Source organism: Pseudomonas oligotrophica (assembly GCF_021726475.1).
Classification (GTDB): domain Bacteria; phylum Pseudomonadota; class Gammaproteobacteria; order Pseudomonadales; family Pseudomonadaceae; genus Stutzerimonas; species Stutzerimonas oligotrophica.
The window spans coordinates 73,532-97,059 of record NZ_JAKJRU010000006.1 but is presented as its reverse complement, the minus strand read 5'-3'; the positions used below and the strand labels follow the sequence as shown (position 1 = coordinate 97,059).

The window sequence follows — 23,528 nt, the reverse complement described above, 5'->3', positions numbered from 1 at the left end:
GTGGTCAGGCAAAGGCTTGAGCGGACAGGGGTTGCCTGGCTTCGCCCGGGCGTGGCGGCGGCTGCAGGTGCACGCGTTGCTTGGAAAAGCGACCGCACGGGTGCAATTGGCGCCGCGATGCCCTGTTCTGGCGCTCAGTCCTGCTCCGGCCAGAAGCGGATCGGCTCGCCGTGGGCTGGCCACAGGCGCAGCTGGTCGATGCGCGAGACGTCCCAGCGCTCGACCTGGCCGAGCAGTTCGAGGAAGTGCTGCTCCTGGCGCATGATCGGTTCGGCGCAGAGCTTGCGGGTGCTGCCGATCTGGTCGAAGCGCAGCGTCTCGCCGTCCAGCCGGTAGCTGGCGAACCAGTGGTTGCAGCCGGCGTTGCCGTAGGCGCGATCGCCCGAGAGCGTCAGCGAGATCGGGGTGCGGCCGACCACGGCCTGGTCGCCGACCCATTCGGCGACATAGGTGACGTCGTTTTCCAGGGTCAGCGGTTCGACGGCGCAGCCGGCGGTTGCCAGGGCGGCGAGCAGTGGCAGGGTGTTGCGGTGCATCAGTCGGCTTCCTTGCAGGTGGGGCAGAAATGTCCGCCGTCGCGGCTGCTCCAGCCGAGTTCGGCGATGCGCGCTTCGGCGGCCGGGGCGCGGGCGGCTTCGCCGGCGGCGGCATCGACGGCGAATTCGAAATCCAGGCGCTTGCCGCAGCCATTGCAGTCGACCTGCCAGTTGAGGATCGCCAACTCGCGGAACACCGGCCCGCTGGCCACCGCCATCCACTGGCCGGGCGGGTTGATCAGGTGGCGGACCTTCTCCACGGTCAGGCGCTGCGACAGGTCGCGGCTGCCCTTGAGCGTGACCAGCAGGGTGTCGCCGCTGCGGATCGAGCCGCCGTTGCCGGTCACCTGGTAGCGGCCGGGCGCCAGGGCGCGGCATTCGGTCAGGGTGTGGGCTGGGCTGAGGAGGGAGTAGCGGAAATCGTGTTCGGCCATCGGGATGTTGCCTGGCTGCGTGGGCTGCGGCCGGCAATGCTAGCACGTCGCACCGCCACGCAGGGCGGCGCGGCGGTGCGGGTGGTGGTCAGTGGGAAGCGGCCGAGTTGACCTCGTGGATTTCCAGCATCCGCTCGAGCTCGCTGCGGATCAGCGGGTCCTGGCAGCCCGGCAGGTACTCGCGCAGCTTGCGGATGACCCACTGCTGGCCCTTGTCGATGAACGGCAGGCGCTCGTCCAGCGACTCGATGGCCATGGCCTTGCCGTAGAAGGTGCCGGTGTCCTTGTTCGGCTCGAGGCCCAGGTGCTTGAGGCAGGTGAGCAGGCGCTTGCAGCTTTCCACTTCACCCTCGCGGACCTGCTCGAGCAGCTGGCGCTGGGCCGGGTCGGTGGCCTGCGGCAGCGAGTCGCCGGCGACCTTCGCCCCGGCGCGTTCGGCGCTGAGCAGGTCCTGCAGCAGTTGCGCCTCGCCCTCGGGGGTATTGAGCGGGCTTTGGGGGGCAGTCATGTCGCGTCTCCTTGGTGGCCGGAGGGCGCAGCGGCGGCGCCGCTCCTGCGGATGGCGGGGCCGGGCGGGCCGGCCCCGGAGGGCTCAGAGCTTCTTGGCGGAAAGAATCTTCACCGGCTTGAGCGGTACGTTCTGCATCATGCCGCTGTTGCCGGTCGGCACCTGGGCGATCTGGTCGACCACTTCCATGCCGCGCACCACCTTGCCGAACACGGCGTAGCCGAAGTCGCGCGAGCCATGGTCGAGGAAGTCGTTGTCGCGGTGGTTGATGAAGAACTGGCTGGTGGCGGAGTTCACCTGCTGGGTGCGCGCCATGGCCAGCGTGCCGCGGACGTTGTGCAGGCCGTTGTCGGCCTCGTTCTTGATCGGTGCGCGGGTCGGCTTCTGGTTCAGCCCGTCGCTGAAACCGCCGCCCTGGACCATGAAGCCGGGGATCACGCGGTGGAACACGGTGTTGTCGTAGAAGCCGCTTTCCACGTAGCCGAGGAAGTTCTCGACGCTGATCGGCGCCTTTTCCGCTTCGAGTTCGACCTCGATCTCGCCGAGGGTGGTGGTCAGCAGTACGTGCGGCTTCTCGGCCGCCAGCAGGTTGCCGGCCAGCAGCAGGCTGCAGGCGGCGAGGGCAAGACGTTTGAGCATGGCGTGGTTCCTGATGGTTTTGCGAATGCGCTCAGCCCCGGGCGGGCGGGGCCTGCTCGGCATCGTACGTGCGGATCAGCTCGATGAGAATCCGCGTGGCCGGTCCGAGCGGTCGGTCGGGGTTAGTGTAGAGATAGAACAACGGCTTGCGGATGCTACCTTGGATCAGCGGCAGCGGCTTGAGCAGGCCCTCGGCCAGCTCGCGAACGATCATGTGCCGCGGCAGCCAGGCGAAGCCCAGGCCGCTGCTGACGAAGGCTACCGAGGTCGCCAGGCTGCCGACCGTCCAGCGCTGTTCGGCGCCCAGCCAGCCGGCATCGCGCGGCTGGCGCACACCGGTGTCGCGGACCACCACCTGCATCTGGCCCTGCAGGTCCTGCACGCTGAGCTTGCGGCCCAGCTGGTGCAGCGGGTGCTCGGCATGGGCGACGGCGACGAACTCGACGGTGCTCAGCTCGGCACCGAGGTAGCCGGTGATGTCCAGCGCGCTGATGGCCAGGTCCGCGGTGCCGTCCTTGAGCACTTCCTCGACGCCGGACAGCACCTCTTCGCGCAGCCGCACGCGGCAGCCGCGGCTCTTGGGCATGAAGGCCGAGAGCGCGCGGATCAGCTTGTCGTTGGGGTAGGCGGCATCCACCGCCAGGCGCACCTCGGCCTCCCAGCCCTGTTCCATGTGGTGGGCCAGTTCCTCCAGCTGGCTGGCCTGGTTGACCAGCTGGCGCGAACGGCGCAGCAGCACCTCGCCGGCCTCGGTGAGCACCGCCTTGCGCCCCTCGATGCGCAGCAGCGGCACGCCGAGCTGCTCCTGCATGCGCGCCACCGTGTAGCTGACCGAGGATTGCGAGCGGTGCAGCACCTCGGCGGCCTGGGCGAAACCACCGCTGTCGATGACCGCCTGCAGCGTGCGCCATTGCTCGAGTGTCACCCGTGGCACTTTCATCTACGTCGGCTCCTGTGCCGGTGGTCTGCTACGCTGGCGGCCCCGAAGGAGACCGCCCGATGAAACGTATCTGCCTCTGCCTGCTCGCCCTGCTGCCGCTGGCCGCCACGGCGGCGAGCTATCCGATCGACGTCGAGCAGCAGCTCAACGGTGCCGAGATCAGCGCCACGCCGCAGGCCATCGACCGCGACCTGGCGGCCGTCGAGCTGCACAACTATGGGCAACAGGCCGCGGTCTGCAGCCTGGTGTTTCGCAACGGCCCGGAAGCGCCGCGTACCCGGCGTGTCGAGCTTGCCCCCGGCGAGCGCAAGGCGCTGTCGAACAAGTTCAGGCGCGACGTCATCCGCCTGCGCCTGCAGCTCACCTGCGAGCCGAAGTAAGGCGTATCGGCCGCTCACTCCAGTACGTTCTCCAGGATTTCGTAGATGATCCCGCCGGCGGCGATCAGCAGCAGGTCGCGGCCGACCTGGCGCCATTCGTAGCCCGAATAGTGCGGCAGGCGATCCACCAGGCGCTGGTCGAGCTTCATCGCGATGCCCGGCGGCAGCGGCTTGCCCCGCGCCAGGTTCTTGCGCACCCCCGGCGGCAGCGGCGCGGCCGGCTGGTACAGGTCGCGGTGCAGTTGCAGGGTATGGCGCACCGCACGGATGTCGATCGACGGGCCCTGCTCGTAGCGCGAGTGCTCCGGCTGGCTGTAGGGCTGGCCGCCCTGGCCGGGCTTGCCGTTCTTCGGCTCGGCCAGCGCACCGGCGCTGGCCAGGGCGAGCGTCAGCGCGACGGCGCCGAGGATGCGAATATGGCTCATGGGGGACTCCAGGCATTAATCCGGGTTGGTTTTTTTTGCAGCTTAGCGCCTGTCCCGCATGCCGAACATGCTGGCCATTGCAGAACGCGCCTTTGCCGGTGGAAGCGGTTAACCTATGCCATCGTTTCCCGCCATGCCCCGAGGTTGCCCTTGTTTGATCAATTCGCCCTGCACGAACGCCTGCTCAAGGCCGTAGCCGAACTCAAGTTCGTCGAGCCGACCCCCGTGCAGGTCGCGGCCATCCCGCCGGCGCTCGAAGGCCGCGACCTGCGCGTCACCGCGCAGACCGGCAGCGGCAAGACCGCCGCCTTCGTGCTGCCCATGCTCAACCGCCTGATCCGCGATGCCCAGCCGCGCACCGATGTGCGCGCGCTGGTGCTGCTGCCGACCCGCGAACTGGCGCAGCAGACGCTCAAGGAAGTCGAGCGCTTCGCCCAGTTCACCTTCCTCAAGGCCGGGCTGATCACCGGCGGCGAGGACTTCAAGGTCCAGGCGGCGATGCTGCGCAAGGTACCGGACGTGCTGATCGGCACGCCGGGCCGGCTGATCGAGCATCTCAACGCCGGCAACCTGGTGCTGCGCGATGTCGAGATCGTCGTGCTCGACGAGGCCGACCGCATGCTCGACATGGGCTTCGCCGAGGACGTGCAGCGCCTGGTCGACGAATGCGGCAAGCGCCAGCAGACCCTGCTGTTCTCCGCCACCAGCGGCGGCGCGGGGCTGCGCGAGATGGTCGGCAAGGTGCTGCGCGAGCCGCTGCACCTGCAGCTCAACCGGGTCAGCGAACTGAACGAGGCGACACGCCAGCAGATCATTACTGCCGACGACCCGGCGCATAAGGAAAGGCTGGTGCACTGGCTGCTGGCCAACGAGACCTACCAGAAGGCGGTGATCTTCACCAACACCCGCGCCCAGGCCGATCGCCTCTATGGCCATCTGGTGGCCAGCGAGGTGAAGGTCTTCGTGCTGCACGGCGAGAAGGACCAGAAGGAGCGCAAGCTGGCCATCGAGCGCCTGAAGCAGGGCGGGGTCAAGGTCCTGGTAGCCACCGACGTGGCGGCGCGCGGGCTGGATATCGAAGGCATGGACCTGGTGATCAACTTCGACATGCCGCGCTCGGGCGACGAGTACGTGCACCGCATCGGCCGCACCGGGCGCGCCGGCGGCGAGGGCCTGGCGATCTCGCTGATCGGCCACACCGAATGGAACCTGATGTCGAGCATCGAGCGCTACCTCAAGCAGCGCTTCGAGCGGCGGGTGATCAAGGGCCTCAAGGGCCACTACCAGGGGCCGAAGAACGTCAAGGCCTCGGGCAAGGCCGCCGGCAGCAAGAAAAAGAAGGTCGAGAAGAAGAAGGGTGCCACCGAGAAGAAGGCCCGCCCGGCCGCCAAGCGTCCGAAGCAGGCGCCTTCGGCGGTGGTCAACGTCGACGGCACGGCGCCGCTGCGGCGCCGCAAACCGGCCGCCGAGTAAGGCGGCCGCAGCGCATCTACCGGCCCGACGGCATGTCCGCCTGCCGTTCGGCCTCCTCCAGCTGGCGCATGCGCCGGTCATAGGCCTCGCACTCGTCGCCCAACTGCTCGGCGGTGCGCTTGTCGTCTTCCTGGCGGATCGCCTCGTTCAGCCGCTTAGCACGTTCCGGGTCGTTGCGGGTCAGCTGGTTGACCCGTTCGGCCAGCTGTTCGGCCTTGGCGGTGACCTCGTCCGGCGTGCAGGCGGCGTGCACGCCGGGGCTGGCCAGCAGGGCGACGGCGAGCGATGCGAGCAGGGTTTTCATGGCAGCGTCCTCGTGCGGTTGCGTAGACGGTGGATTGCCGCGCAGCCGCTTTAGTTCAGCGAACCGGGCGCGCGACGAGGGGTCGGACATAACAAGACCGCCACGTTGCGAGGAGACCGTCATGCGCTACGACTGGGAACTGCTGCTGCGCCTGCTGCGCGAGGTGCAGCAATCGGCCAACCACAGCTTCAAACCGCGTCGCTACGCCGAGGAACATGCGCTGGAGCTGGAAGGCCGCGGCGAGCCGATGCCCAACCTCGACAGCCTGCGGGCCGAGGCGGCGGACTACGAGAGCATCCTGTTCGAGGGCGGCTTCATGGTGGCGCGCCCGGAGGAGGAGGGCGGCACCGGCGAGAACTTCGTGCTCACCGAGCGAGGCCAGCGCCTGCTGGAAATCCTCGACGGCCGCCATCCGCAGAGTGCCGGCCTGCGCCAGCGCCTGGACGACCAGGGCGCGGCGGCGCTGGTGCCGGAAACCTTCGACGGCCTGCTCGCGCGTCCCTGAGCCGGCTCAGCGTACCTGGCGCAGGCTGCTGACGGTCAGCTCCAGGGCGCGGTGCATGTCCAGCCGCGCCGAGCGGCCGATATCGGCGTCGTCCAGGCGCTGCTCGCGCTCGGACGGCAGGATCGGTGCGGTCAGGTCGTCGGCGTCGGCCGGTTCGAAGTCCGACTCGCCGCCGACAGTCATGGCGCTGCGGCGCAGCAGCTCGCGGACCTGCTCGGGTTGCAGCTGCGGGTTGATCGAGAGCATCGCCGCCACCGTGCCGGCCACCAGCGGCGTGGCGTAGGAAGTGCCGCAGTGCACCTCGCCGTGCATGCCGCGCTCGCGCGTCGCGGCGCGGACGCAGGCGGCCGCGGTGATGTCCACCCGCATGTCGAGGTTGGACGACGGCCGCCGGGTCACGTGCCCCGGGTGCTCGACAGGCAGGTTGCGGCCGCGGGTGCGCTGGTGGCCGCCGACCACCAGCAACTGCTCGGTGATGAACGAGGACGGCAGGCGGTAGTCGTCGCGCCCCGAACGGGCCGAGCCATTGCCGGCCGAGTTGATGACCAGCACGTCCGGGTGCTCGCGCCGCAGCCAGCGAAAGAATTCCTCCAGCAGCTCCTCGTAGCCGCTCATGGCGACTCCCGAACGCAGCAGCGAATCCACCGGTTCGCCGTCGGCGTCCAGGGTGCCGACCCGGTGGATGCCCCAGCTCCAGTTGAGGATGCGCGCACCGTCCTCGACCAGGTTCACCGAGGCGGCGATGTTGGCGGTGATGCCGGCGTCGGAGTTGCGCTCGACGATCACCTCGAAGCCCGGGCCGGTGCCATCCAGCGCGCTGAGAAAGCCCAGGTCGCGACTGTCCTCGCCATGCGCGGCGAGCAGCCCGGCCACGCTGCTGCCGTGGCCTTCGGGGCGCTCGGCATCGCGGCCATAGAGGCAGGTGCGCTGCTGCGCCGGCTCGCAGGGCGCGAGAAAGTGGCGAAACACCGGCGCGTCGAAATCCAGGTCGCGCTCGATCACGCCGATGCGCACCGGCGTGGTGGCGATCGGCGCCTCGCGCGATGCGATCCGGTGCCGGTAGTAGGCCACCGCATCGAGAAAGCGGTTGGCCGCGCGCTCCTGCTCTCGTTCCTGGTGTGCGGCGCGCTCGGCCTCGTGCGCTTGGGCGCCGGTCTCCTCGATCACCACGGCATCGACCCCGGGCTCGTTGTCCAGGCGCAGCACTAGCGCGTCGCGTTCGGTCAGGTCCTTCACCGGCAGGCGCAACTGGTAGGTGTTGAGCGGCGGGATCGCGCCCACCACCTGCGCGCCGTAGCGCTCGGCCAGGCGCCGCGCGGTCGGCAGGCCCTTCTGGTCCTCCTCGATGACCAGGCTGACCAGGTCGATGTAGCTGGGCAGCCCGTCGCTGTTGCGCGCGATGCGTTCCTCGCTGGCCGCGACCACATGGCTGCGGCCGAACGACAGCCACACCGGGTTGCTGCGCTGGCCGTCCTGCTCCAGCCACAGCGGGCCGCTGCGCCAGTGCGCGGCATCCAGCCTGAGGCGCAGTCCGCTGTCGTTGTGCTCGATGTGCTGCTCGTCGATCGCCTGGCCGGCCAGGTGCAGGCTGTAGGGCAGGCCGGCGGTGCCCTCGCTGCGCAGGCAGAAGGTCAGTTCGCGTTCGGCCAGCAGATCGCCGCAGCGCTGCAGCTGGGAGAGGCGCAGGGTCGATTCGGCCAGCGCCGGGGTTGACAGCAACAGCAGGGCGGACAGGCCGAGGGCTGGCCCGGGAAGGTGCATGAACATGGCTAGGACCGCTGGACGAGACGGGCTGGAGGACGGCACCCGGCGCTGTCGGCCGGGCCGGGGGCGGCGGATCGGCGCGGCATCAGCGGTCGCGCGCCAGGCGCAGCCCGGCGAACGGCCAGCGCGCCGCCGGCGGGAAGAAGTTGCGATAGGTCGCGCGGATGTGCGACGCCGGTGTGGCACAGCAGCCGCCACGCAGGACCATTTGCCCGGACATGAACTTGCCGTTGTACTCGCCCAGGCTGCCCGGTAGCGGGCGGAAGCCGGGGTAGGGCAGGTAGGCGCTGGCGGTCCATTCCCAGGCATCGCCGAACAGCTGCGCCGGCGCGTTGCCGGCGGGCGGGCTGGCCACCGGCTGCAGGTGGTCGCTTTCCAGGAAGTTGCCCTGGTGCGGCTGGCCGGCGGCGGCCAGCTCCCATTCGGCTTCGCGCGGCAGCCGGGCGCCGGCCCAGCGCGCGTAGGCGTCGGCCTCGTAGTAGCTGATGTGGCAGACCGGCGCCTGCAGATCGAGCGGGCGCAGGCCAGCGAGGGTCATCTCGTGCCAGGCGTCGTAGTCGCGCTGCCAGTAAAGCGGCGCATGCCAGTCGCCCTGCTGCACCTGCGCCCAGCCGTCGGACAACCACAGCTCGGTGCGCGCATAGCCGCCGTCAGCGATGAAGGCCAGGTATTCGCCGTTGGTGACCAGCCGTTCGGCGAGCTGGAAGTCCTCGACGAACTCGCGGTGGCGCGGGGTTTCGCAATCGTAGGCGAAGGCCTCGCCGCCATGCCCGATCGCCACCACGCCGCCGGCGTAGTCGAACCAGCGCAGGCGCTGCGGAGCGACCACGGGCGGTGCCTGCAGGTCGGCCCGGTAGACCGGCTGCAGCGGGTTCTGCGCGAGGATGTGCTTGATATCCATCAGCAGCAGCTCCTGGTGCTGCTGCTCATGCTGCAGGCCGAGTTCGACGCGCCGGGCGATCTCCTCGCGATGCTCGGCCGGCGGCCGGCCCAGCAGCTCGGCCATGGCCTGGTCGACGTACGCGCGGAAGCGGTAGACCTCGGCCACCCCCGGGCGCGACAGCAGGCCGCGGCGGGCGCGCGGGAAGGGCGTGCCGTGGGTCTCGTAGTAGGAGTTGAACAGGTGGTCGAAGGCCGGGTCGGGCGTCCGGTAGCCCGGCAGGTACGGCTTGAGCAGGAAGGCCTCGAAGAACCAGCTGACATGCGCCAGGTGCCATTTCGGCGGGCTGACATCGGGCATGCTCTGGATGACGTGGTCCTCGACCTGCAGCGGTGCGCAGATCGCCTCGCTGGTCGCGCGCACCTTGCGGTAGCGCTCGTGCAGATCCGCCAGCGCGCCGTGCGCGGCCGGCTGGTGCGCCAGATTGCCCATGACTTCCCCTCGGCCTGTCGAATGCAGCGGCACGGGCCGCATCAGATAGCGACCCGCAGCGCTGCGCAAAGTTTCTGCGCGCCACCTTGCACCAAGGTTGGCTTGCCCCGCTGCGGCGGCTCCGCTCAGTAGTTTGGCGTGATCGCCGGGATGGCGCTGTCGTCGGTGATGAAGGGCATCGACCAGTCGTCCAGCGCGCAGCCCTTGCGATGCAGTTCACGGCGATGTTGCTCGAGCGTCTCGGCCATGCGCAGCGGGTCGGCATAGTGCTGCCGGTCGATCCGCGGTACGCGCAGCAGTTCCTCGCCGTCGCCGTTCATCACCGTCAGGCCGAAGCTGTCGTCGTCGGGGTTGGCCCCGGTCACGCAGCCATAGGGCAGGAAGGCCTCGGAGGCGATCTTCATGGCGTTGTCCAGGGTCAGTGCAGTGGTGGTCATGCCAGTGGTCTCCGTCGGGGTACTGGCCGATAGACCCGTGTCGGCGCCCACCGTTTCCCGCCGGCGACCGGCTGTCGATTGTCGACTGCCGCGGCCGGCAGCATATTCGTGGCATGAGCGACAGCACCCACGACGCCCTGGCCGGCTTCCACCCCGCGGTCGCCGGCTGGTTCACCCGCACCTTCGGCCAGCCGACGCCGGCGCAGGCGCGCGCCTGGCCGTTGATCCGTGCCGGCCGCTCGACCCTGGTCGCCGCACCGACCGGCTCGGGCAAGACGCTGACCGCCTTTCTCGCCGCGCTCGACGCCCTGGTGCAGCAGAGCCTCGCCGACGGCGGGCTGCCGGACGAGACCCGGGTCGTCTACGTGTCGCCGCTCAAGGCGCTGTCGAACGACATCCACCTGAATCTCGAGGCGCCGCTGGCTGGCATCGCCGACGAACTGGTGCGGCTCGGCCTGCCCGCACCGGGCATCCGCACCGCCGTGCGCACCGGCGACACCCCGCAGGCCGAGCGCGCGGCGATGCGTCGGCGGCTGCCGCACGTGCTGGTCACCACGCCCGAGTCGCTCTACGTGCTGCTTGGCTCGGCGTCCGGCCGCGAGATGCTCAAGGACGTGCGCAGCCTGATCGTCGACGAGATCCACGCGGTGGCTGGCAACAAGCGCGGCAGCCACCTGGCGCTGACCCTCGAGCGGCTCGAGGCGCTGTGCGCGCGACCGCTGGTGCGGGTCGGGCTGTCGGCTACGCAGAAGCCGGTCGAGGCGGTGGCCGGTTTTCTCGTCGGCGCCGGGCGCAGCTGCGAGATCGTCGACATCGGCCACGGCAGGGCGCGCGACCTGGCGCTGGAAGTGCCGCCGGTGCCGCTCGAGGCGGTGATGAGCAATCAGGCCTGGGAAGCCGTCTACGACCGCCTCGCCGAGCTGGCGCGCGAGCACCGCACCACGCTGGTGTTCGTCAACACCCGGCGCATGGCCGAGCGCACCGCGCGGCACCTGTCCGAGCGCCTCGGCCAGGCGGTGGTCGGTGCGCACCACGGCTCGATGGCGCGCGAGCACCGCTTGCGCGCCGAGCAGCAGCTCAAGGCCGGCGAGCTGCGCCTGCTGGTCGCCACCGCCTCGCTGGAGCTGGGCATCGACATCGGCGAGGTGGAGCTGGTCTGCCAGCTCGGTTCGCCGCGTTCGATCTCGGCCTTCCTGCAGCGCGTCGGCCGCGCCGGGCACCAGGTCGCCGGGGTGTCGAAGGGGCGCCTGTTTCCCACCTCGCGCGACGACCTGGTCGAGTGCGCGGCGCTGCTCGACGCGGTGCGCCGCGGCGAGCTGGATCGTCTGCAGATTCCCCGTGCGCCGCTGGATGTGCTGGCCCAGCAGATCGTCGCCGAGGTCGCCTGCGCCGAATGGGGCGAGGACGAGCTGCTCGCGCTGATCCATCGCGCCGGGCCCTATCGTGAACTCGACGTCGGACACTACCAGGCGCTGCTCGAGATGCTCGCCCAGGGCTACAGCACCCGCCACGGGCCGCGTGGCGCCTACCTGCACCGCGACAGCGTCAGCCGCAGCCTGCGCGGCCGGCGTGGCGGGCGCACCACGGCGCTGACCTCCGGCGGCACCATCGCCGACAACGCCGACTACGCGGTGCTGCTCGAACCCCAGGGGCTGAACATCGGCACGGTCAACGAGGACTTCGCCGTCGAAAGCCTGGCCGGTGACATCTTCCAGCTTGGCAACACCTCCTACCGCATCCTCAAGATCGAGTCCGGCCGGGTGCGCGTGGAGGATGCCCGCGGCCAGCCGCCGAATATCCCGTTCTGGATCGGCGAGGCGCCCGGGCGCAGCGACGCGCTGTCGCTGGCCGTGGCGCGGCTGCGCGAGGAGGTCGGGCAACGTCTGGCGCAGGCGGCCGGCGAGCTGCAGGTGGCGCTCGCCTGGCTGGTCGAGTCGCTCGGCCTGCCCGAGGCCGGCGCACGGCAGATCGTCGAATACCTGGCGCGCGCACGCGCTGCGCTCGGCGAGCTGCCGACCCAGCAACGGCTGGTCATGGAGCGCTTCTTCGACGAATCCGGCGGCACCCAGCTGGTCATCCATTCGCCGTTCGGCAGCCGCCTCAACCGCGCCTGGGGCCTGGCCTTGCGCAAACGGTTCTGCCGCACCTTCAACTTCGAGCTGCAGGCGGCCGCGACAGAGGACGCCATCGTGCTGTCGCTGTCGACCAGCCACAGCTTCCCGCTCGAGGAGGTCTGGCGCTACCTGCATTCGGCCACGGCCGAGCAGGTGCTGGTCCAGGCGCTGCTCGATGCGCCGCTGTTCGCCGTGCGCTGGCGCTGGAACGCGGTCACCGCGCTGGCCCTGCCGCGCATGAGCGGCGGCCGGCGGGTGGCGCCGCAACTGCAGCGGATGAAGAGCGAAGACCTGCTGGCCACGGTGTTCCCCGACCAGGTCGCCTGCCTGGAGAACATCGTCGGCGAACGTGAGATTCCCGAGCATCCGCTGGTCGCCCAGACCCTCGACGACTGCCTGCACGAGGCGATGGACAGCGAGGGCTGGCTGGCCCTGCTGCGGCGCATCGAAGGCGGCGAGGTGGAGTTGCTGACCCGCGACCTGCCGGCGCCCTCGCCGCTGGCGATGGAAGTGCTCGGCGCGAGGCCCTATGCCTTCCTCGACGACGTGCCGCTGGAAGAGCGACGCACCCAGGCGGTGCTGGCGCGGCGCTGGAGCGAGCCGCAGGGCAGCGAGGACATGGGCGCGTTGGACGCCGAGGCGATTGCCGCGGTACGCGAACAGGCCTGGCCCGAGGCGCGCAGCCGCGACGAGATGCACGAGGCGCTGGTCGGGCTGGGCTGCCTCGCCGAAAGCGAGCTGCAGGACGGCTGGCACGCCTGGCTGGCGGAACTGGCGCAGGGCGGCCGGGCCACCTGCCTGGCGGTCGCCGAGGGGCGCCGCCTGTGGGTCGCCCGCGAGCGCCTGGCCCTGCTGCGTCGCTTGTACCCGAACGCGCCTGCCGAGCCGGCGCTGGAGGTACCGGCCTGCGCCGATGACGAGGACGCTGCGGGGGTCGAGCTGCTGCGCGCCCGGCTCAGCGGCGTCGGCCCGCTGCCGCTGGCGCTGATCGCGCGGCCACTGGCGCTGCCGGCTTCGCAGGTGGCCCAGGCGCTGCTGGCGATGGAGCGCGAGGGCTACGCCATGCGCGGGCGCTTCAGCCCCGCTGCGAGCCAGGACGAGTGGTGCGAGCGGCACCTGCTGGCGCGTATCCACCGCTACACGGTCAAGCGCCTGCGCCGCGAGATCGAACCGGTGGAGCCGGCCGCCTTCATGCGTTTTCTGATCGACTGGCAGCACCTCGGCGCGCAGACGCGGCTGCGCGGCCGCGAGGCGCTGGCCCTGGTGCTCGACCAGCTCGAGGGCTTCCAGGCCGCTGCCGGCGCCTGGGAAAGCGACCTGCTGCCGGCGCGGCTGGATGAGTACAGCCCGCTCTGGCTGGACGAGGCCTGCCGCTCCGGGCGCATCGTCTGGGCGCGCCTGGCCGGGCGAACCCGCGCCGCGGCCGGCCCGGTGCGCGGCACGCCGATCGTCCTGCTGCCACGCCGTGCGCTGAGTGCCTGGCAGGCGCTGTCGAGCGGAGAGGGCGAGGCCGAGCCTTCGCCGCGGGCGGCCAAGGTGCGCGATACGCTGGCCCGGCATGGTGCGCTGTTCTTCGACGAACTGCAGCACGAGGCGCACCTGTTGCGCAGCGAGCTGGAGGACGCCCTCGGCGAGCTGGTCGCCCTTGGCCTGGTGAATGCCGACGGCTTTGCCGGGTTGCGTGCGCTGCTCGCCCCGGCGAGCCGGCGCAACCGCGAATCACGGCGGCGCCACGGCGGGGCCTTCATGGGCGGCATGGCCGACGCCGGCCGCTGGGCCTTGCTGCGCGGCGGCGGCGAAGCGCCGAGTGAAGACGAGCGCCTGGAGCAGGTCGCGCGGGTACTGCTGCGGCGCTATGGCGTGGTGTTCTGGCGCCTGCTCGAGCGCGAGGCCGACTGGCTGCCCCCCTGGCGCGAGCTGCTGCGCGTCTATCACCGCCTGGAAGCGCGCGGCGAGATCCGTGGCGGGCGCTTCGTCGCCGGCATGTCGGGCGAGCAGTTCGCCCTGCCCGAAGCGCTTGGCCCGCTGCGCGAGGCGCGCCAGCGCCCGGCCACGGGCGAGCTGCTGGTGGTCTCGGCGGTCGATCCGCTCAACCAGCTGGGCAGCGTGTTGCCCGGCACGCGGTTGCCGGCGCTGGCCGGCAACCGCATCCTCTATCGCGATGGCATGCCCCTGGCCGTGCGGCTGGGCGACAAGGTGCAGCTGCTCGCCGAGCTCGACGAGCAGGCCCAGCGCGAGGTGCGGCAGCGGTTGGTCATCGGGCGCTGAGGCCGCTCAGCTGCATTGCAGCTCGGAAAGATCGCGCTGCAGGGCGGCCAGGCGCTGCTGCAGGTGGCGGCGCTGCTCGGCGCCCGCCAGGGTGTGCAGGTCGGCGAGCAGGGCGACGGTGGCCTGCTCGGCCTGGCGCGAGGCCTGCCGCACCTCTCTGGACATGGCGCTCTCGCGGTCCTGCAGCAGGCCGGCCAGGCGCGCCGGGAAATCCGCCTGCTCGCGTTGCGCCAGCGCCGCCAGCAGGGCCGCCTGCCACTGGCCGCGGCCGTCCAGCCAGTGGCGGTTCTGCTCGCCGAGGCTGTGCGACCAGGCCAGCACCCGCTGGCGCTGGGCGGCATCCAGCGGGCCGAACCAGTGTTCCAGGCGCTCGCTGGCCCGGTCGGCACGCTGGCGCACCTGCTGCGCCAGCGGTGCCTGCAGGTAGCGCTCGGCATCGGCCTCCTGGCGCTCGGCGAAGGCCGCGCGCAGGTGCTCGACCTGGCTGTCGTCCAGCTCGCGCAGCAGGGTCACCGCCGAGGGCGTGATGCGCTCGCCGAGGGTCCGCAGCGCCAGCCGGAGCTGCGCGTGGGTCGGCTGCAGGTCGCGCGCGGCGAGGCGCCCGTCGTCGAGCTGCCGGCGCAGTTGCGCCAGCTGCTCGACGTAGCGGGGCAGCTGGCTGCGGCAATGCCAGGCCAGGTGCTGGTCGAGGTGCGCCGCCAGTTGCCGCCGTTGCGCGCCGTCGAGCTGCAGGTAGTCGTCCAGCGTCCAGGGAATCAGCAGGTCCAGGTTGCGGTAGGCCAGGCCGATGCGGTTGCAGCCGGCCAGGGCCGCGGCCAGCAGCAGGGCGATCAGCAGTCGGGCGAGGCATGGGCGCATACGCGATCTCCCCTGGCGAACCTCACGGTAGAGCGCCGGCAGGCCCGCCGGTTCGCCATGCGCTTGATCGGCGAAGGCGAGAAAAACCGGCGGCGCGGCGGTCTGCATGCTGAGGCCGCCGGTTTTCGGCGGCGCCAGTCGGAGAATGCCCATGAGCCTGCAGATCAAGCAACTGAGCGGAGACGACGTGCCCAAGGCGTGGCGCCCGACCTGGGCGGTGTGCTGGGTGGTGGAACTGGACGGCACCGTGGTCGGCGGCCCCTACAACGACGAGCAGCAGGCCCGCGCGGTGGCCGAAGGCCGCGAGCCGCCGCGGCTGTTGCAGACGCCGGCGCCCTGAGCCCGGCCGGCGCTACTCCTGGCGGCAGTAGTGCGGGCAGCGCGGCGCGTAGCTGGCGCTTGGCGGTGGCGGCTCGACCAGTTCGGAGACCAGCGCCAGCGCCTTCTCGAAGGACGGATAGCCGCTCTGCGCGACGTCCAGCTCGGTATAGGCCTGGCGGTAGGCGTCGGCCTTGTCGAGGTCGCGCGCCTCGATCAGGTAGGGCTCCTGGTGGATCTTGTAGAGCAGCGCGATGGCGTGGGGATGGCCCTTCTTGCCGGCCTTCTCCAGCAGGCGCAGGACTTCTGAAGGCTCCGGTCCCTGGCGGATCAGCAGCAGCGCCTGGTAGAACTCGATCTCGCCGCGCCGGTCCTGCGGGGCGCTGCGCTCGAGCAGGACGTGGGCCAGTTCGTAGCCTTCCTCCTGGCCGGCGGCGATGAGGATCTTGGCCTGCAGCAGGTCGTTCTGGTAGAGCAGGCGGTCGGCGCGGCAGCTGGCGCCGCTCCAGGGTTCGTCGCATGACGTCGTGGCGCAGCCGCCCAGGGCCAGGGCCATCGCGATCAGCAGTGCTTTGTTCATCGCAGTCTCGTCGTTCGTTGCTGCCGGTCAGTATGTGCGTGGGGGCTTCGATCCGCCATCGGGCTGTTGCGTTCCCCGGCCATTCAGTGCTGCACGCCGATCGGCTTCAGCCCATGGCGGTCGAGCAGCTCGTGCCAGCTGGCTTCGCCGGGCAGTTCGGCGGCGCGCTGCTGCAGCCAGTCGCAGGCCTCGGCGCTCAGCGCGGCGCTGCACAGCAGGCGTCGTTCGATGAAGTAGAGCGGCTGCGCGGAGGCGTGCAGCGTCTGCGCCGCCACGCCCTGACGGCTGTAGTAGAGCCACGCGGAGCGCGGCATCAGGGCGATATCCAGGCGCCCGGCGAGCAGCTTGTGCAGGTTCTGCAGGTCGCCCTGGACGTCCTCGCGGCGAATGCGCCCGGCGGCGATCTCGCCCTCCAGGTCGAGGTAGCGATGACCGAGCACGCCGCCCAGGCGCAGGCCGGCCAGCGACGCCGGTGCCCGGTACTCCACCGGCCGTTCGCGCAGGGAGATCACGTCCTGGCGGTCGAGCAACAGCGGCCGTGACCAGCGCTGCGGCGCATCCGCCTCGGCGAAGAAGCGCGGCGAGGCCCACAGCACCACGCCCGGCTGGCCACGTCGCAGCTGGAGGTCGAGGCGCTTGCGCGGCAACTCGCGCAGGGCGAAGGCAAAACGCCCGGCATTGAGTGGGTGGCGGTTGAGCAGTTCGACAAAGGCGGCGGACAGGCCCTGGCCGTCGGCGGTATGAAAGGGCGGCGAGAGATGGTACGACCAGACGTCGATGTGCTCGGCAGCGAGTAGCGGCAGGCTCGCCGACCAGGCAAGGCACAGGCGCAGCAGGAACTTCATCGACATCGGCAATCCACCGGACGGGCTGGTGAGTCCAGCGTGGCCCGGCGGCGGGCGCGGTGCAAGTCGCGCGTTGGCGGTCAGAAGCGCTCGTGCTCGCCGAGCAGGCGCCACTGGCCGGCCGGCAGCTTGCCCATCGGCAGGCGGCCGAAGCGGATGCGCCTGCAGCCGATCAGCGTCAGGCCGACGGCTTCGCATAGCGCCGCCACGTCGCCCGGGCGCGAGTTCTTGAGTACCAGGCGCAGGCGCTGTTCGCTCTGCCAGCTGGCCTTGGCCAGCGGCAGCGGCCGGCCGCGGCGCTCGAGCCCCTTGGCGAGCCGGGCCAGGGCTGCCTCGCTGGCCTCGCCGCGGACCTCGACGACGAACTCCTCCTCCAGCGGCTTGCGCGTGTCGCCCAGACGGCGGACCACCTCGCGCTGCTGGGTCAGGATCACCAGCCCGGCGGCCGCGGCGGCCAGCGGCAGGACGACCTGCTGGCGCAGCAGGTGGCGCTTGAGCGGGGCGATGCGGCTCGGGTCGTCGGCCCAGTGCCCGGCCTGCTGCAGCCAGTCGAACAGCTCGGCCGGGGCGGTGGGCAATTCGAGGTTTGCCGGCTTGTGCAGCAGCAGCGTTACCGGTGGCACCTCCTGCGCCACGGCGCCGGGCAGCAGCTCGATGCGTTGGCCGGGCTCGACTTTGTGGAATGGCGTCTCGACCAGTTGGCCAGCGACGCGCACCCAGCCGCCTTCGATATACAGCTCGGCCTCGCGGCGGGAGCAGCCCTGCTGTTCGGCGAGCAGCTTGGACAGGCGGATGGCATCGGTCATCGGGAAGGCTCGGGCGGGAAGGCGGAGGCGAGGGCGGCGGGCCTGGCGCCCGCCCGGGGAAGGCGTGGGAGTCGCTTACTGCTTGCGGCTGATGGTGATCTGGCGCGACGGGGTCTGGCTCTGGCCGCTGACACCGGTCGGGATCTGCTGGATCTCGCCACCGGACTTGAGAAAGGCTGCCATCTGGGCGGCGAGCGATTCGCTGGTTTCGACGGCAGGTTCGGACTTGCGGCTGGACGCGGTAGCTTTGGACGCCATGGTTTCGCTCTCTGTCGGTACGAAAAACCGCGCATTATACACGGCTGGTTAATTTTTGTACATTGATCGTTCGCGCAGTCATGTTTTGATGCGTTTGCGCGACGCGCGCGGCGGCCGGATGCGCTTGACTGGCAGGCTGGGCATTGACGCCATCAGGAGGGTTTCATGTTGCGTCTCGCGTTGTGCCTCGGTCTCGCCGGGTTGCTGTCGGCCGGCCTGGCCCTGGCGGCCGAACGGCGCCAGCCCTCCGAGCTGGGCGACGTGGAGGTCGGCGAGATCGCCGCCGGGCTGGAGCATCCCTGGGCGCTGGCCTTCCTGCCCGGCGGCCGGCAGTTGCTGCTGACCGAGCGTCCCGGCCGCCTGCGCCTGGTCTCGCTGGACGGCCAGGTTGGCGCGCCGATCGCCGGCGTGCCGTCGGTATTCGCCCGCGGGCAGGGTGGCCTGCTGGATGTCGCGCTGTCGCCCGGCTTCGCCCGTGACCGCCTGGTCTACCTGAGCTACGCCGAACAGGGCCGCGACGGCATGGCCGGCACCAGTGTCGGCCGTGGCCGGCTCAGCGAGGACGCCAGCCGCCTGGACGGCTTCGAGGTGATCTTCCGCCAGCTGCCGCGGCTGTCCGAAGGGCTGCACTTCGGCTCGCGCCTGGTATTCGATCACGACGGCTTTCTCTACATCGCCTTGGGCGAGAACAACCAGCGGCCGGCCGCGCAGCAGCTGGACAAGCTGCAGGGCAAGCTGGTGCGCATCCGCCCGGATGGCCGCGTGCCAGAGGACAACCCCTTCGTCGGTCGCGACGACGCGCGACCGGAAATCTGGTCCTACGGGCATCGCAACCAGCAGGGTGCGGCGCTCAATCCCTGGAGCGGCCGGCTCTGGACTCACGAGCATGGCCCGCGCGGCGGCGACGAGATCAACATCCCGGTGGCCGGCGGCAACCATGGCTGGCCGCGGGCGACCCACGGCATCAACTACAGCTTCCTGCCGATTCCAGAGGCCGAGGGCGAGGCGGTCGAGGGCACCATCGCTCCGCATCACGTATGGAAGAAGTCGCCGGCCATCAGCGGCATGGCCTTCTATGACGCCGCGCGCTTTCCGGCCTGGCAGCACAGCCTGTTCATCGGCGCGCTGGCCGGCCAGGCGCTGATCCGCCTGCTGCTCGACGGCGAGCGCATCGTCCACGAGGAGCGCCTGCTGGAATCGCTGGGCGAGCGCATCCGCGACGTGCGGCTGGGGCCGGACGGCTTTGTCTACCTGCTCACCGATGCGGCCAATGGCCGGCTGCTGCGGGTGGGGCTGGCCGGGGACTGATTTTTTCGCGTGCCGGGGAGCGATCGCCGCGCGCGTCGGTCCACTGTCCAGGCCGCTTCGGTGGCGGCCGGCATTCATTGCAGGGGAGGGCAGGTGGTGGCGGTCGTCATCAGCGGCGTGTTCAGCATGCTCCTTGGCCTGGCGCTGGTGGTCGGCGGCGTGCGGGTGTTCGATCTCGGCGGGACCGGGTACTTCGCCGCCATTGGCGCAGGATTCCTGCTGGTGGGCATCCTGCTGCTCAGGCGTCGGCGCGCAGCGCTCTGGCTCTATGCGCTGTTGATGCTCGCGGCGCTCGGTTGGGCGCTCTACGAAGTCGGGCTGGACTGGTGGCAGCTGGCGCCGCGCGGCAGCCTGATGGCGCCCTTCGGGCTCTGGCTGCTGATGCCCTGGATCGTGCGCCGGCTGGGCTGGCAGGCCTACGGCGTCCGGCCCTGGGGTGGCGCCGCGCTGCCGCTGTTGCTGGCCGTGCTGCTGTGGGGCGCCATCGCGGTGCTGGCCCTCGGTCGCGATGTGCACGACGTGAAGGGCATGCTGCCGCCGCCCCTGGCCGAAGCGCCGGCGGCCGGGCATGGCGAGGAGGCCGACGGCGACTGGCCAGCCTATGGCCGCACCCAGCTCGGCCAGCGCTATTCGCCGCTGGCGCAGATCACGCCGCAGAACGTCGAGCGCCTCGAGCCGGTCTGGCACTACCACACCGGCGACCTGCGCCGGCCGACCGACCCTGACGAGACCACCTACGAGGTCACGCCGCTGAAGGTCGATGACAGTCTCTACCTCTGCACGCCGCACAACCTGGTCATCGCCCTGGACGCCGAGACCGGCCAGGAGCGCTGGCGCGTCGACCCGCAGGTGCCCGATTCGAGCAACCGCCAGCACCTGACCTGCCGCGGCCTGGCCTACCACCTCGACGAGGCGGCGCCGGCCGGCGCGCAATGCCGGCAGCGGCTGTTCATGCCGACCGCCGATGCCCGCCTGCTGGCGCTGGATGCGAAGACCGGCGAGCGCTGCGCGGGGTTCGGCGCGGACGGCCAGGTCGACCTCTGGGCCAACATGCCCAACGTCAGGGAAGGCTTCTATTACTCCACCTCGCCGCCGGTGGTGGCGCGCGACCTGGTGATCGTCGGCGGCGCGGTGAACGACAACGTGCGCACCACCGAGCCGTCCGGAGTGATCCGCGCCTACGACGCCCGCAGCGGCAAGCTGCGCTGGAACTTCGACCCCGGCAACCCGGAGCGTACCGAGCCGATCGGCGCGGGCGAGACCTACAGCCAGAGCAGCCCCAACAGCTGGAGCATCTCCAGCGCGGACGAGGCGCTGGGGCTGGTCTACGTGCCCTTTGGCAACCAGGTGCCGGACCAGTGGGGCGGGCGGCGCAGCGAGAACAGCGAGCGCTTCTCCTCCTCGGTGGTGGCGCTGGAGGTCGACACCGGGCGGCTGCGCTGGGTGTTCCAGGCCGTGCATCACGACCTCTGGGACATGGACGTGCCGGCGCAGCCGAGCCTGGTCGACATCCAGACCGATGCCGGCCCGGTGCCGGCGCTGGTGGCCCCGACCAAGCAGGGCGATATCTATGTGCTGGACCGCCGCAGCGGCGAGCCGGTCCTGCCGGTGCGCGAGGAGCCGGCGCCGCAGGGCGCGGCCGAGGGCGACTGGACGGCGCCGACGCAGCCGGTCTCGGCGCTGTCCTACGAGCCGCCGAAGCTGACCGGCAAGGACCTCTGGGGTGTGACGCTGATCGACCAGATGCTCTGCCACATCCAGTTTCACGGGCTGCGCTACGAGGGCCGCTACACCCCACCGTCGACCCAGGGCACGCTGGTCCATCCGGGCAACTTCGGTGTGTTCAACTGGGGCGGGGTGGCGGTCGACCCGGTGCGGCAGATGGTCTTCAGCACGCCGGCCTACCTGGCCTTCACCTCGACCCTGGTGCCGCGCGAGGACGATGACCGCACGCTGGTCTCCGACAAGCCGCCGTATCTCAACGAGAACTTCGGTGCGCCCTTTGCGGTGGAGCTCAAGCCGTTCGTCTCGCCGCTCGGCCTGCCCTGCACCGCGCCGCCGTGGGGCTACGTCGCCGGTGCCGACCTGCGCACCGGCAAGACCCACTGGCTGCGCCGGAACGGTACCGTGCGCGACCGGGCGCCCGTGCCGCTGCCGCTGAAGATGGGCGTGCCGAGCCTCGGCGGGCCGATGCTCACCGCCGGCGGCGTAGCCTTTCTCAGCGGCACCCTGGACTACTACCTGCGTGCCTACGACAGCGCCACCGGCCGCGAGCTGTGGAAGGCGCGCCTGCCGGCCGGCGGGCAGGCCACGCCGATGACCTACCGGAGCCCGTCCGGGCGGCAGATGGTCGTGGTGGTCGCCGGCGGCCACGGCTCGCTCGGGACCGCCGCGGGCGACTCGGTGATCGCCTACGCGCTGCCCCGCTGAGCGCGGGGCGCTGTAGAATCGCCGCTTTGACTTCGGAATCGCACCATGGCCGCCATCGGACGCTTCAACAGCCTGCAGATCGTCAAGCACACCGGTTTCGGCCTCTACCTGGACGGCGGCGCCGACGGCGAGATCCTGCTGCCCAAGCGCTACATCCCCAAGGACGTGCCGACCGAGGAGGGCGAGTGGCTGAATGTCTTCGTCTACCTCGACAGCGAGGACCGGCTGATCGCCACCACCCAGCGGCCGAAGGTACAGGTCGGCGAGTTCGCCAGCCTCAAGGTGGTGGAAATCAACCGTATCGGCCTGTTCCTCGACTGGGGCCTGCCCAAGGACCTGCTGCTGCCGCATTCGGAGGAGAAGCGCCCGCTGCAGGTCGGCGATTACTGCGTGGTGCATGTCTACCTCGACCCGCGCACCCGGCGGATCACCGCCACCGCGCGGCTCGACCGCTACCTGGACAAGACGCCGGTGCGCTACCGGGTGGGCGAGGCGGTGGAGCTGCTGATCGTCGAGCAGACCGACCTCGGCTTCAAGGCGATCATCAATGGCCTGCACTGGGGGCTGATCCACAAGAACGAGGTGTTCCGCTTCCTGCGCCCGGGCATGCGCGAGCGCGGCTACATCCGCGAGCTGCGCGCCGACGGCAAGATCAGCCTGAGCCTGCAGCCGCTCGGCAGCGAGGCGGCCGACTCGCTGCAGGCGCTGATCCTGCAGAAACTCGAAGAGCAGGGCGGGGTGCTGGCGCTTTCCGACAAGAGCCCGGCCGAGGAGATCGCCCGGCTGTTCGGCGTCAGCAAGGGCAATTTCAAGAAGGCCATCGGCGGCCTCTACAAGCAGGGCCGGATCGTCATCCACTCCGACCGCATCGAGCGCACCTGAGCGCTACAGTTCCAGGCGGCCCTGGCGCTCGGGGCGCGCCGGCTCGCCGCGATCCGGCTCGTAGCTAAGCTGCCCGTCGACGAGGCGTGCCGGCGCGGTGTAGGGGTGCGGCTCGGCCGGGTTCTCGTCCTGGATGTGCAGCACCTCGATGCCGCGCACCTTGAGCACGTCCGACACCAGCGAGCGGTGGCAGCGCCACCAGAGCACCTCGGCGCACATCATCGCGGTGCGCCGGCTGGCCGCCAACTCCAGCAGCCGCTCGAGTCCGGCGGCGAACTCGGCGCTGGCCAGGTGATCGGCGTAGCCGCGAAACGACGCGTTGCGCCAGGCCACGTTGGCTGAATCCGCCGCCGGCCGACGGCGCCCACCCAGTTCGCCGATCCAGCGATAGTCGATGCCGGCTTCGGCCAGGCTCTGGCACAGCGCCTGCTCGCCGAACTGCGGCAGGCGCCGCGAACCGGGAAAGCGCCGCACATCGGCGATGGCCTCGATCCGGTGCGCCTGGAGCAGGGCGATGAAGGCCTCGATCGTCCGCGTCGAATGGCCGAGCGTCCAGATGCAGGCGGGCGTCTTCACGGCAGTTTCCTCAACGCCTCTTCCTTGTGCATGGCGATGTGTTCGCTCTTGTCGCTGCGGATCTCGTACTGCGGCGCCTGCGGGCTGGCGTGGCGCCGGTGGCCCTTGTAGTCGGTGTCGCGGGTATGCACGCGGATGATCACGCCGCTGACCTGGCCGGCCTCGGAATTCCAGCCGACATGATCGCCCACCTTGTACTTGCTCATGCTCCTTACTCCGTGACGATTCGGTTGCAGCGGTGGACCTTTTTATGCGCAAAGAGGTTTCTGCTGTCGTTTTGCTATTAGCGAATATAACCACCGTTCGTCGGAGGCCAAATAGAAACAGGCGAAACGGTAGTTGCAACTAGTTCAAAAAAATGGCGCTGACAAATTGTAAAGAGGCGCTTTAAAGCGTCGCTTCGCTTCGCTTGGAGTGCTGGCTATTGGCCGGCTAATGATGGCAATAAGATAGCGTATACGGCTATATGCCGGATTTTCGACGCCAGATCGACGCCAAATAAATTTTGAACTGTCATGGAAAACTATTTATAAAGCCGCCACGCAACGAGATTGCCCGGGTTGTTCGA

At 70.3% G+C, this 23,528-nt stretch carries 25 protein-coding genes; 8 read left to right on the top strand and 17 right to left on the bottom strand.

Annotated elements, in window-relative coordinates; translation table 11 throughout:
- Positions 1-134: 134 nt before the first annotated feature.
- From L3N39_RS13635 to L3N39_RS13615, 5 genes are all read right to left on the bottom strand, one after another.
- Positions 135-536 (bottom strand): META domain-containing protein, encoded by a 402-nt coding sequence (locus tag L3N39_RS13635; RefSeq protein WP_237257988.1) that lies wholly within the window; start codon positions 534-536, stop codon positions 135-137.
- Positions 536-970: a hypothetical protein gene (locus L3N39_RS13630; RefSeq protein WP_237257986.1), complete on the bottom strand. Its 435-nt coding sequence runs from the start codon at positions 968-970 to the stop codon at positions 536-538. Before L3N39_RS13630 ends, L3N39_RS13635 begins: the two co-directional genes overlap by 1 nt.
- Before the next feature lie 88 nt (positions 971-1,058).
- The gene (locus L3N39_RS13625; RefSeq protein WP_237257984.1) at positions 1,059-1,478 is read right to left on the bottom strand and encodes a DUF6306 domain-containing protein; all 420 of its coding nucleotides are present in this window, start codon (positions 1,476-1,478) and stop codon (positions 1,059-1,061) included.
- Between the two features lie 84 nt (positions 1,479-1,562).
- Positions 1,563-2,117, bottom strand: coding sequence for a peptidylprolyl isomerase (locus L3N39_RS13620; RefSeq protein ID WP_237257983.1), 555 nt, complete (start codon positions 2,115-2,117; stop codon positions 1,563-1,565).
- A gap of 31 nt (positions 2,118-2,148) precedes the next feature.
- Positions 2,149-3,057 carry a LysR family transcriptional regulator gene (locus L3N39_RS13615; RefSeq protein ID WP_237257981.1) on the bottom strand — a complete coding sequence of 303 codons (909 nt, stop codon included), beginning with the start codon at positions 3,055-3,057 and terminating at the stop codon, positions 2,149-2,151.
- A 59-nt stretch (positions 3,058-3,116) separates the two neighbouring features.
- Between L3N39_RS13615 and L3N39_RS13610 the strand changes: the two genes are divergently transcribed.
- Positions 3,117-3,437 carry a 3-phosphoglycerate kinase gene (locus tag L3N39_RS13610; RefSeq protein ID WP_237257979.1) on the top strand — a complete coding sequence of 107 codons (321 nt, stop codon included), beginning with the start codon at positions 3,117-3,119 and terminating at the stop codon, positions 3,435-3,437.
- Positions 3,438-3,451: 14 nt separating this feature from the next.
- On the opposite strand, the gene L3N39_RS13605 is transcribed toward L3N39_RS13610, so the two are convergent.
- Positions 3,452-3,862 (bottom strand): anti-virulence regulator CigR family protein, encoded by a 411-nt coding sequence (locus L3N39_RS13605; protein WP_237257978.1) that lies wholly within the window; start codon positions 3,860-3,862, stop codon positions 3,452-3,454.
- 150 nt (positions 3,863-4,012) lie between these two features.
- On the opposite strand from L3N39_RS13605, the gene L3N39_RS13600 reads away from it, so the two are divergent.
- The gene (locus tag L3N39_RS13600) at positions 4,013-5,335 is read left to right on the top strand and encodes a DEAD/DEAH box helicase (RefSeq protein ID WP_237257976.1); all 1,323 of its coding nucleotides are present in this window, start codon (positions 4,013-4,015) and stop codon (positions 5,333-5,335) included.
- A 16-nt stretch (positions 5,336-5,351) separates the two neighbouring features.
- Here L3N39_RS13600 and L3N39_RS13595 read toward each other — a convergent pair whose 3' ends face one another.
- Positions 5,352-5,639, bottom strand: a complete 288-nt coding sequence (locus L3N39_RS13595; protein ID WP_237257974.1) for a hypothetical protein — start codon at positions 5,637-5,639, stop codon at positions 5,352-5,354.
- A gap of 121 nt (positions 5,640-5,760) precedes the next feature.
- Between L3N39_RS13595 and L3N39_RS13590 the strand changes: the two genes are divergently transcribed.
- Positions 5,761-6,144 (top strand): transcriptional regulator, encoded by a 384-nt coding sequence (locus L3N39_RS13590; protein ID WP_237257972.1) that lies wholly within the window; start codon positions 5,761-5,763, stop codon positions 6,142-6,144.
- A gap of 6 nt (positions 6,145-6,150) precedes the next feature.
- Here L3N39_RS13590 and L3N39_RS13585 read toward each other — a convergent pair whose 3' ends face one another.
- From L3N39_RS13585 to L3N39_RS13575, 3 genes are all read right to left on the bottom strand, one after another.
- Positions 6,151-7,905 carry a S8/S53 family peptidase gene (locus L3N39_RS13585; RefSeq protein ID WP_431978032.1) on the bottom strand — a complete coding sequence of 585 codons (1,755 nt, stop codon included), beginning with the start codon at positions 7,903-7,905 and terminating at the stop codon, positions 6,151-6,153.
- 88 nt (positions 7,906-7,993) lie between these two features.
- On the bottom strand, positions 7,994-9,280 hold the full coding sequence (gene egtB, locus L3N39_RS13580; RefSeq protein ID WP_237257964.1) for an ergothioneine biosynthesis protein EgtB: 1,287 nt from the start codon (positions 9,278-9,280) through the stop codon (positions 7,994-7,996).
- A 125-nt stretch (positions 9,281-9,405) separates the two neighbouring features.
- Positions 9,406-9,717: a hypothetical protein gene (locus L3N39_RS13575; protein WP_237257962.1), complete on the bottom strand. Its 312-nt coding sequence runs from the start codon at positions 9,715-9,717 to the stop codon at positions 9,406-9,408.
- 113 nt (positions 9,718-9,830) lie between these two features.
- Here L3N39_RS13575 and L3N39_RS13570 point away from each other — a divergent pair, with 113 nt between their 5' ends.
- Positions 9,831-14,099, top strand: coding sequence for a DEAD/DEAH box helicase (locus tag L3N39_RS13570; RefSeq protein WP_237257960.1), 4,269 nt, complete (start codon positions 9,831-9,833; stop codon positions 14,097-14,099).
- Between the two features lie 6 nt (positions 14,100-14,105).
- Here the strand turns inward: L3N39_RS13570 and L3N39_RS13565 are convergent, their stop codons facing one another.
- Positions 14,106-14,957 carry a DUF6279 family lipoprotein gene (locus L3N39_RS13565; RefSeq protein WP_237257958.1) on the bottom strand — a complete coding sequence of 284 codons (852 nt, stop codon included), beginning with the start codon at positions 14,955-14,957 and terminating at the stop codon, positions 14,106-14,108.
- A gap of 151 nt (positions 14,958-15,108) precedes the next feature.
- Here L3N39_RS13565 and L3N39_RS13560 point away from each other — a divergent pair, with 151 nt between their 5' ends.
- Positions 15,109-15,297 (top strand): hypothetical protein, encoded by a 189-nt coding sequence (locus tag L3N39_RS13560; protein ID WP_237257956.1) that lies wholly within the window; start codon positions 15,109-15,111, stop codon positions 15,295-15,297.
- A 12-nt stretch (positions 15,298-15,309) separates the two neighbouring features.
- Here L3N39_RS13560 and L3N39_RS13555 read toward each other — a convergent pair whose 3' ends face one another.
- The 4 genes from L3N39_RS13555 to L3N39_RS13540 all read right to left on the bottom strand — a co-directional run bounded on the left by L3N39_RS13555 (position 15,310) and on the right by L3N39_RS13540 (position 17,764).
- Entirely contained in the window at positions 15,310-15,855 is a 546-nt protein-coding gene (locus L3N39_RS13555; RefSeq protein WP_237257954.1) for a hypothetical protein, read from the bottom strand.
- An 83-nt stretch (positions 15,856-15,938) separates the two neighbouring features.
- Positions 15,939-16,706, bottom strand: a complete 768-nt coding sequence (locus tag L3N39_RS13550; protein WP_348983402.1) for a PAAT family amino acid ABC transporter substrate-binding protein — start codon at positions 16,704-16,706, stop codon at positions 15,939-15,941.
- Between the two features lie 74 nt (positions 16,707-16,780).
- Positions 16,781-17,506: an RNA pseudouridine synthase gene (locus L3N39_RS13545; RefSeq protein ID WP_237257953.1), complete on the bottom strand. Its 726-nt coding sequence runs from the start codon at positions 17,504-17,506 to the stop codon at positions 16,781-16,783.
- Positions 17,507-17,581: 75 nt separating this feature from the next.
- Positions 17,582-17,764 carry a hypothetical protein gene (locus L3N39_RS13540; protein WP_237257952.1) on the bottom strand — a complete coding sequence of 61 codons (183 nt, stop codon included), beginning with the start codon at positions 17,762-17,764 and terminating at the stop codon, positions 17,582-17,584.
- A gap of 165 nt (positions 17,765-17,929) precedes the next feature.
- On the opposite strand from L3N39_RS13540, the gene L3N39_RS13535 reads away from it, so the two are divergent.
- The 3 genes from L3N39_RS13535 to L3N39_RS13525 all read left to right on the top strand — a co-directional run bounded on the left by L3N39_RS13535 (position 17,930) and on the right by L3N39_RS13525 (position 22,384).
- Positions 17,930-19,072 (top strand): PQQ-dependent sugar dehydrogenase, encoded by a 1,143-nt coding sequence (locus L3N39_RS13535; RefSeq protein WP_237257950.1) that lies wholly within the window; start codon positions 17,930-17,932, stop codon positions 19,070-19,072.
- A gap of 96 nt (positions 19,073-19,168) precedes the next feature.
- Complete coding sequence (locus L3N39_RS13530) at positions 19,169-21,502, top strand: membrane-bound PQQ-dependent dehydrogenase, glucose/quinate/shikimate family (RefSeq protein ID WP_237257949.1); 2,334 nt, start codon at positions 19,169-19,171, stop codon at positions 21,500-21,502.
- 45 nt (positions 21,503-21,547) lie between these two features.
- Entirely contained in the window at positions 21,548-22,384 is an 837-nt protein-coding gene (locus tag L3N39_RS13525; RefSeq protein WP_237257947.1) for a CvfB family protein, read from the top strand.
- Between the two features lie 3 nt (positions 22,385-22,387).
- On the opposite strand, the gene L3N39_RS13520 is transcribed toward L3N39_RS13525, so the two are convergent.
- Both L3N39_RS13520 and L3N39_RS13515 read right to left on the bottom strand, forming a co-directional pair.
- A complete protein-coding gene (locus tag L3N39_RS13520; protein WP_237257946.1) occupies positions 22,388-22,960 on the bottom strand; it encodes a DUF488 domain-containing protein in 573 nt (190 codons plus the stop codon).
- Positions 22,957-23,166 (bottom strand): hypervirulence associated TUDOR domain-containing protein, encoded by a 210-nt coding sequence (locus tag L3N39_RS13515; protein WP_237257945.1) that lies wholly within the window; start codon positions 23,164-23,166, stop codon positions 22,957-22,959. The genes L3N39_RS13520 and L3N39_RS13515 overlap by 4 nt, the downstream gene beginning before the upstream one ends.
- Positions 23,167-23,528: the final 362 nt, after the last annotated feature.

Bases quoted from the DNA above. Each gene is read 5' to 3' on its own strand.
- L3N39_RS13635 (WP_237257988.1), bottom strand. From the start codon at position 536: ATGCACCGCAACACCCTGCCACTGCTCGCCGCCCTGGCAACCGCCGGC.
- L3N39_RS13630 (WP_237257986.1), bottom strand. From the start codon at position 970: ATGGCCGAACACGATTTCCGCTACTCCCTCCTCAGCCCAGCCCACACC.
- L3N39_RS13625 (WP_237257984.1), bottom strand. From the start codon at position 1,478: ATGACTGCCCCCCAAAGCCCGCTCAATACCCCCGAGGGCGAGGCGCAA.
- L3N39_RS13620 (WP_237257983.1), bottom strand. From the start codon at position 2,117: ATGCTCAAACGTCTTGCCCTCGCCGCCTGCAGCCTGCTGCTGGCCGGC.
- L3N39_RS13615 (WP_237257981.1), bottom strand. From the start codon at position 3,057: ATGAAAGTGCCACGGGTGACACTCGAGCAATGGCGCACGCTGCAGGCG.
- L3N39_RS13610 (WP_237257979.1), top strand. From the start codon at position 3,117: ATGAAACGTATCTGCCTCTGCCTGCTCGCCCTGCTGCCGCTGGCCGCC.
- L3N39_RS13605 (WP_237257978.1), bottom strand. From the start codon at position 3,862: ATGAGCCATATTCGCATCCTCGGCGCCGTCGCGCTGACGCTCGCCCTG.
- L3N39_RS13595 (WP_237257974.1), bottom strand. From the start codon at position 5,639: ATGAAAACCCTGCTCGCATCGCTCGCCGTCGCCCTGCTGGCCAGCCCC.
- L3N39_RS13590 (WP_237257972.1), top strand. From the start codon at position 5,761: ATGCGCTACGACTGGGAACTGCTGCTGCGCCTGCTGCGCGAGGTGCAG.
- L3N39_RS13585 (WP_431978032.1), bottom strand. From the start codon at position 7,905: ATGCACCTTCCCGGGCCAGCCCTCGGCCTGTCCGCCCTGCTGTTGCTG.
- egtB (WP_237257964.1), bottom strand. From the start codon at position 9,280: ATGGGCAATCTGGCGCACCAGCCGGCCGCGCACGGCGCGCTGGCGGAT.
- L3N39_RS13575 (WP_237257962.1), bottom strand. From the start codon at position 9,717: ATGACCACCACTGCACTGACCCTGGACAACGCCATGAAGATCGCCTCC.
- L3N39_RS13570 (WP_237257960.1), top strand. From the start codon at position 9,831: ATGAGCGACAGCACCCACGACGCCCTGGCCGGCTTCCACCCCGCGGTC.
- L3N39_RS13565 (WP_237257958.1), bottom strand. From the start codon at position 14,957: ATGCGCCCATGCCTCGCCCGACTGCTGATCGCCCTGCTGCTGGCCGCG.
- L3N39_RS13560 (WP_237257956.1), top strand. From the start codon at position 15,109: ATGAGCCTGCAGATCAAGCAACTGAGCGGAGACGACGTGCCCAAGGCG.
- L3N39_RS13555 (WP_237257954.1), bottom strand. From the start codon at position 15,855: ATGAACAAAGCACTGCTGATCGCGATGGCCCTGGCCCTGGGCGGCTGC.
- L3N39_RS13550 (WP_348983402.1), bottom strand. From the start codon at position 16,706: ATGTCGATGAAGTTCCTGCTGCGCCTGTGCCTTGCCTGGTCGGCGAGC.
- L3N39_RS13545 (WP_237257953.1), bottom strand. From the start codon at position 17,506: ATGACCGATGCCATCCGCCTGTCCAAGCTGCTCGCCGAACAGCAGGGC.
- L3N39_RS13540 (WP_237257952.1), bottom strand. From the start codon at position 17,764: ATGGCGTCCAAAGCTACCGCGTCCAGCCGCAAGTCCGAACCTGCCGTC.
- L3N39_RS13535 (WP_237257950.1), top strand. From the start codon at position 17,930: ATGTTGCGTCTCGCGTTGTGCCTCGGTCTCGCCGGGTTGCTGTCGGCC.
- L3N39_RS13525 (WP_237257947.1), top strand. From the start codon at position 21,548: ATGGCCGCCATCGGACGCTTCAACAGCCTGCAGATCGTCAAGCACACC.
- L3N39_RS13515 (WP_237257945.1), bottom strand. From the start codon at position 23,166: ATGAGCAAGTACAAGGTGGGCGATCATGTCGGCTGGAATTCCGAGGCC.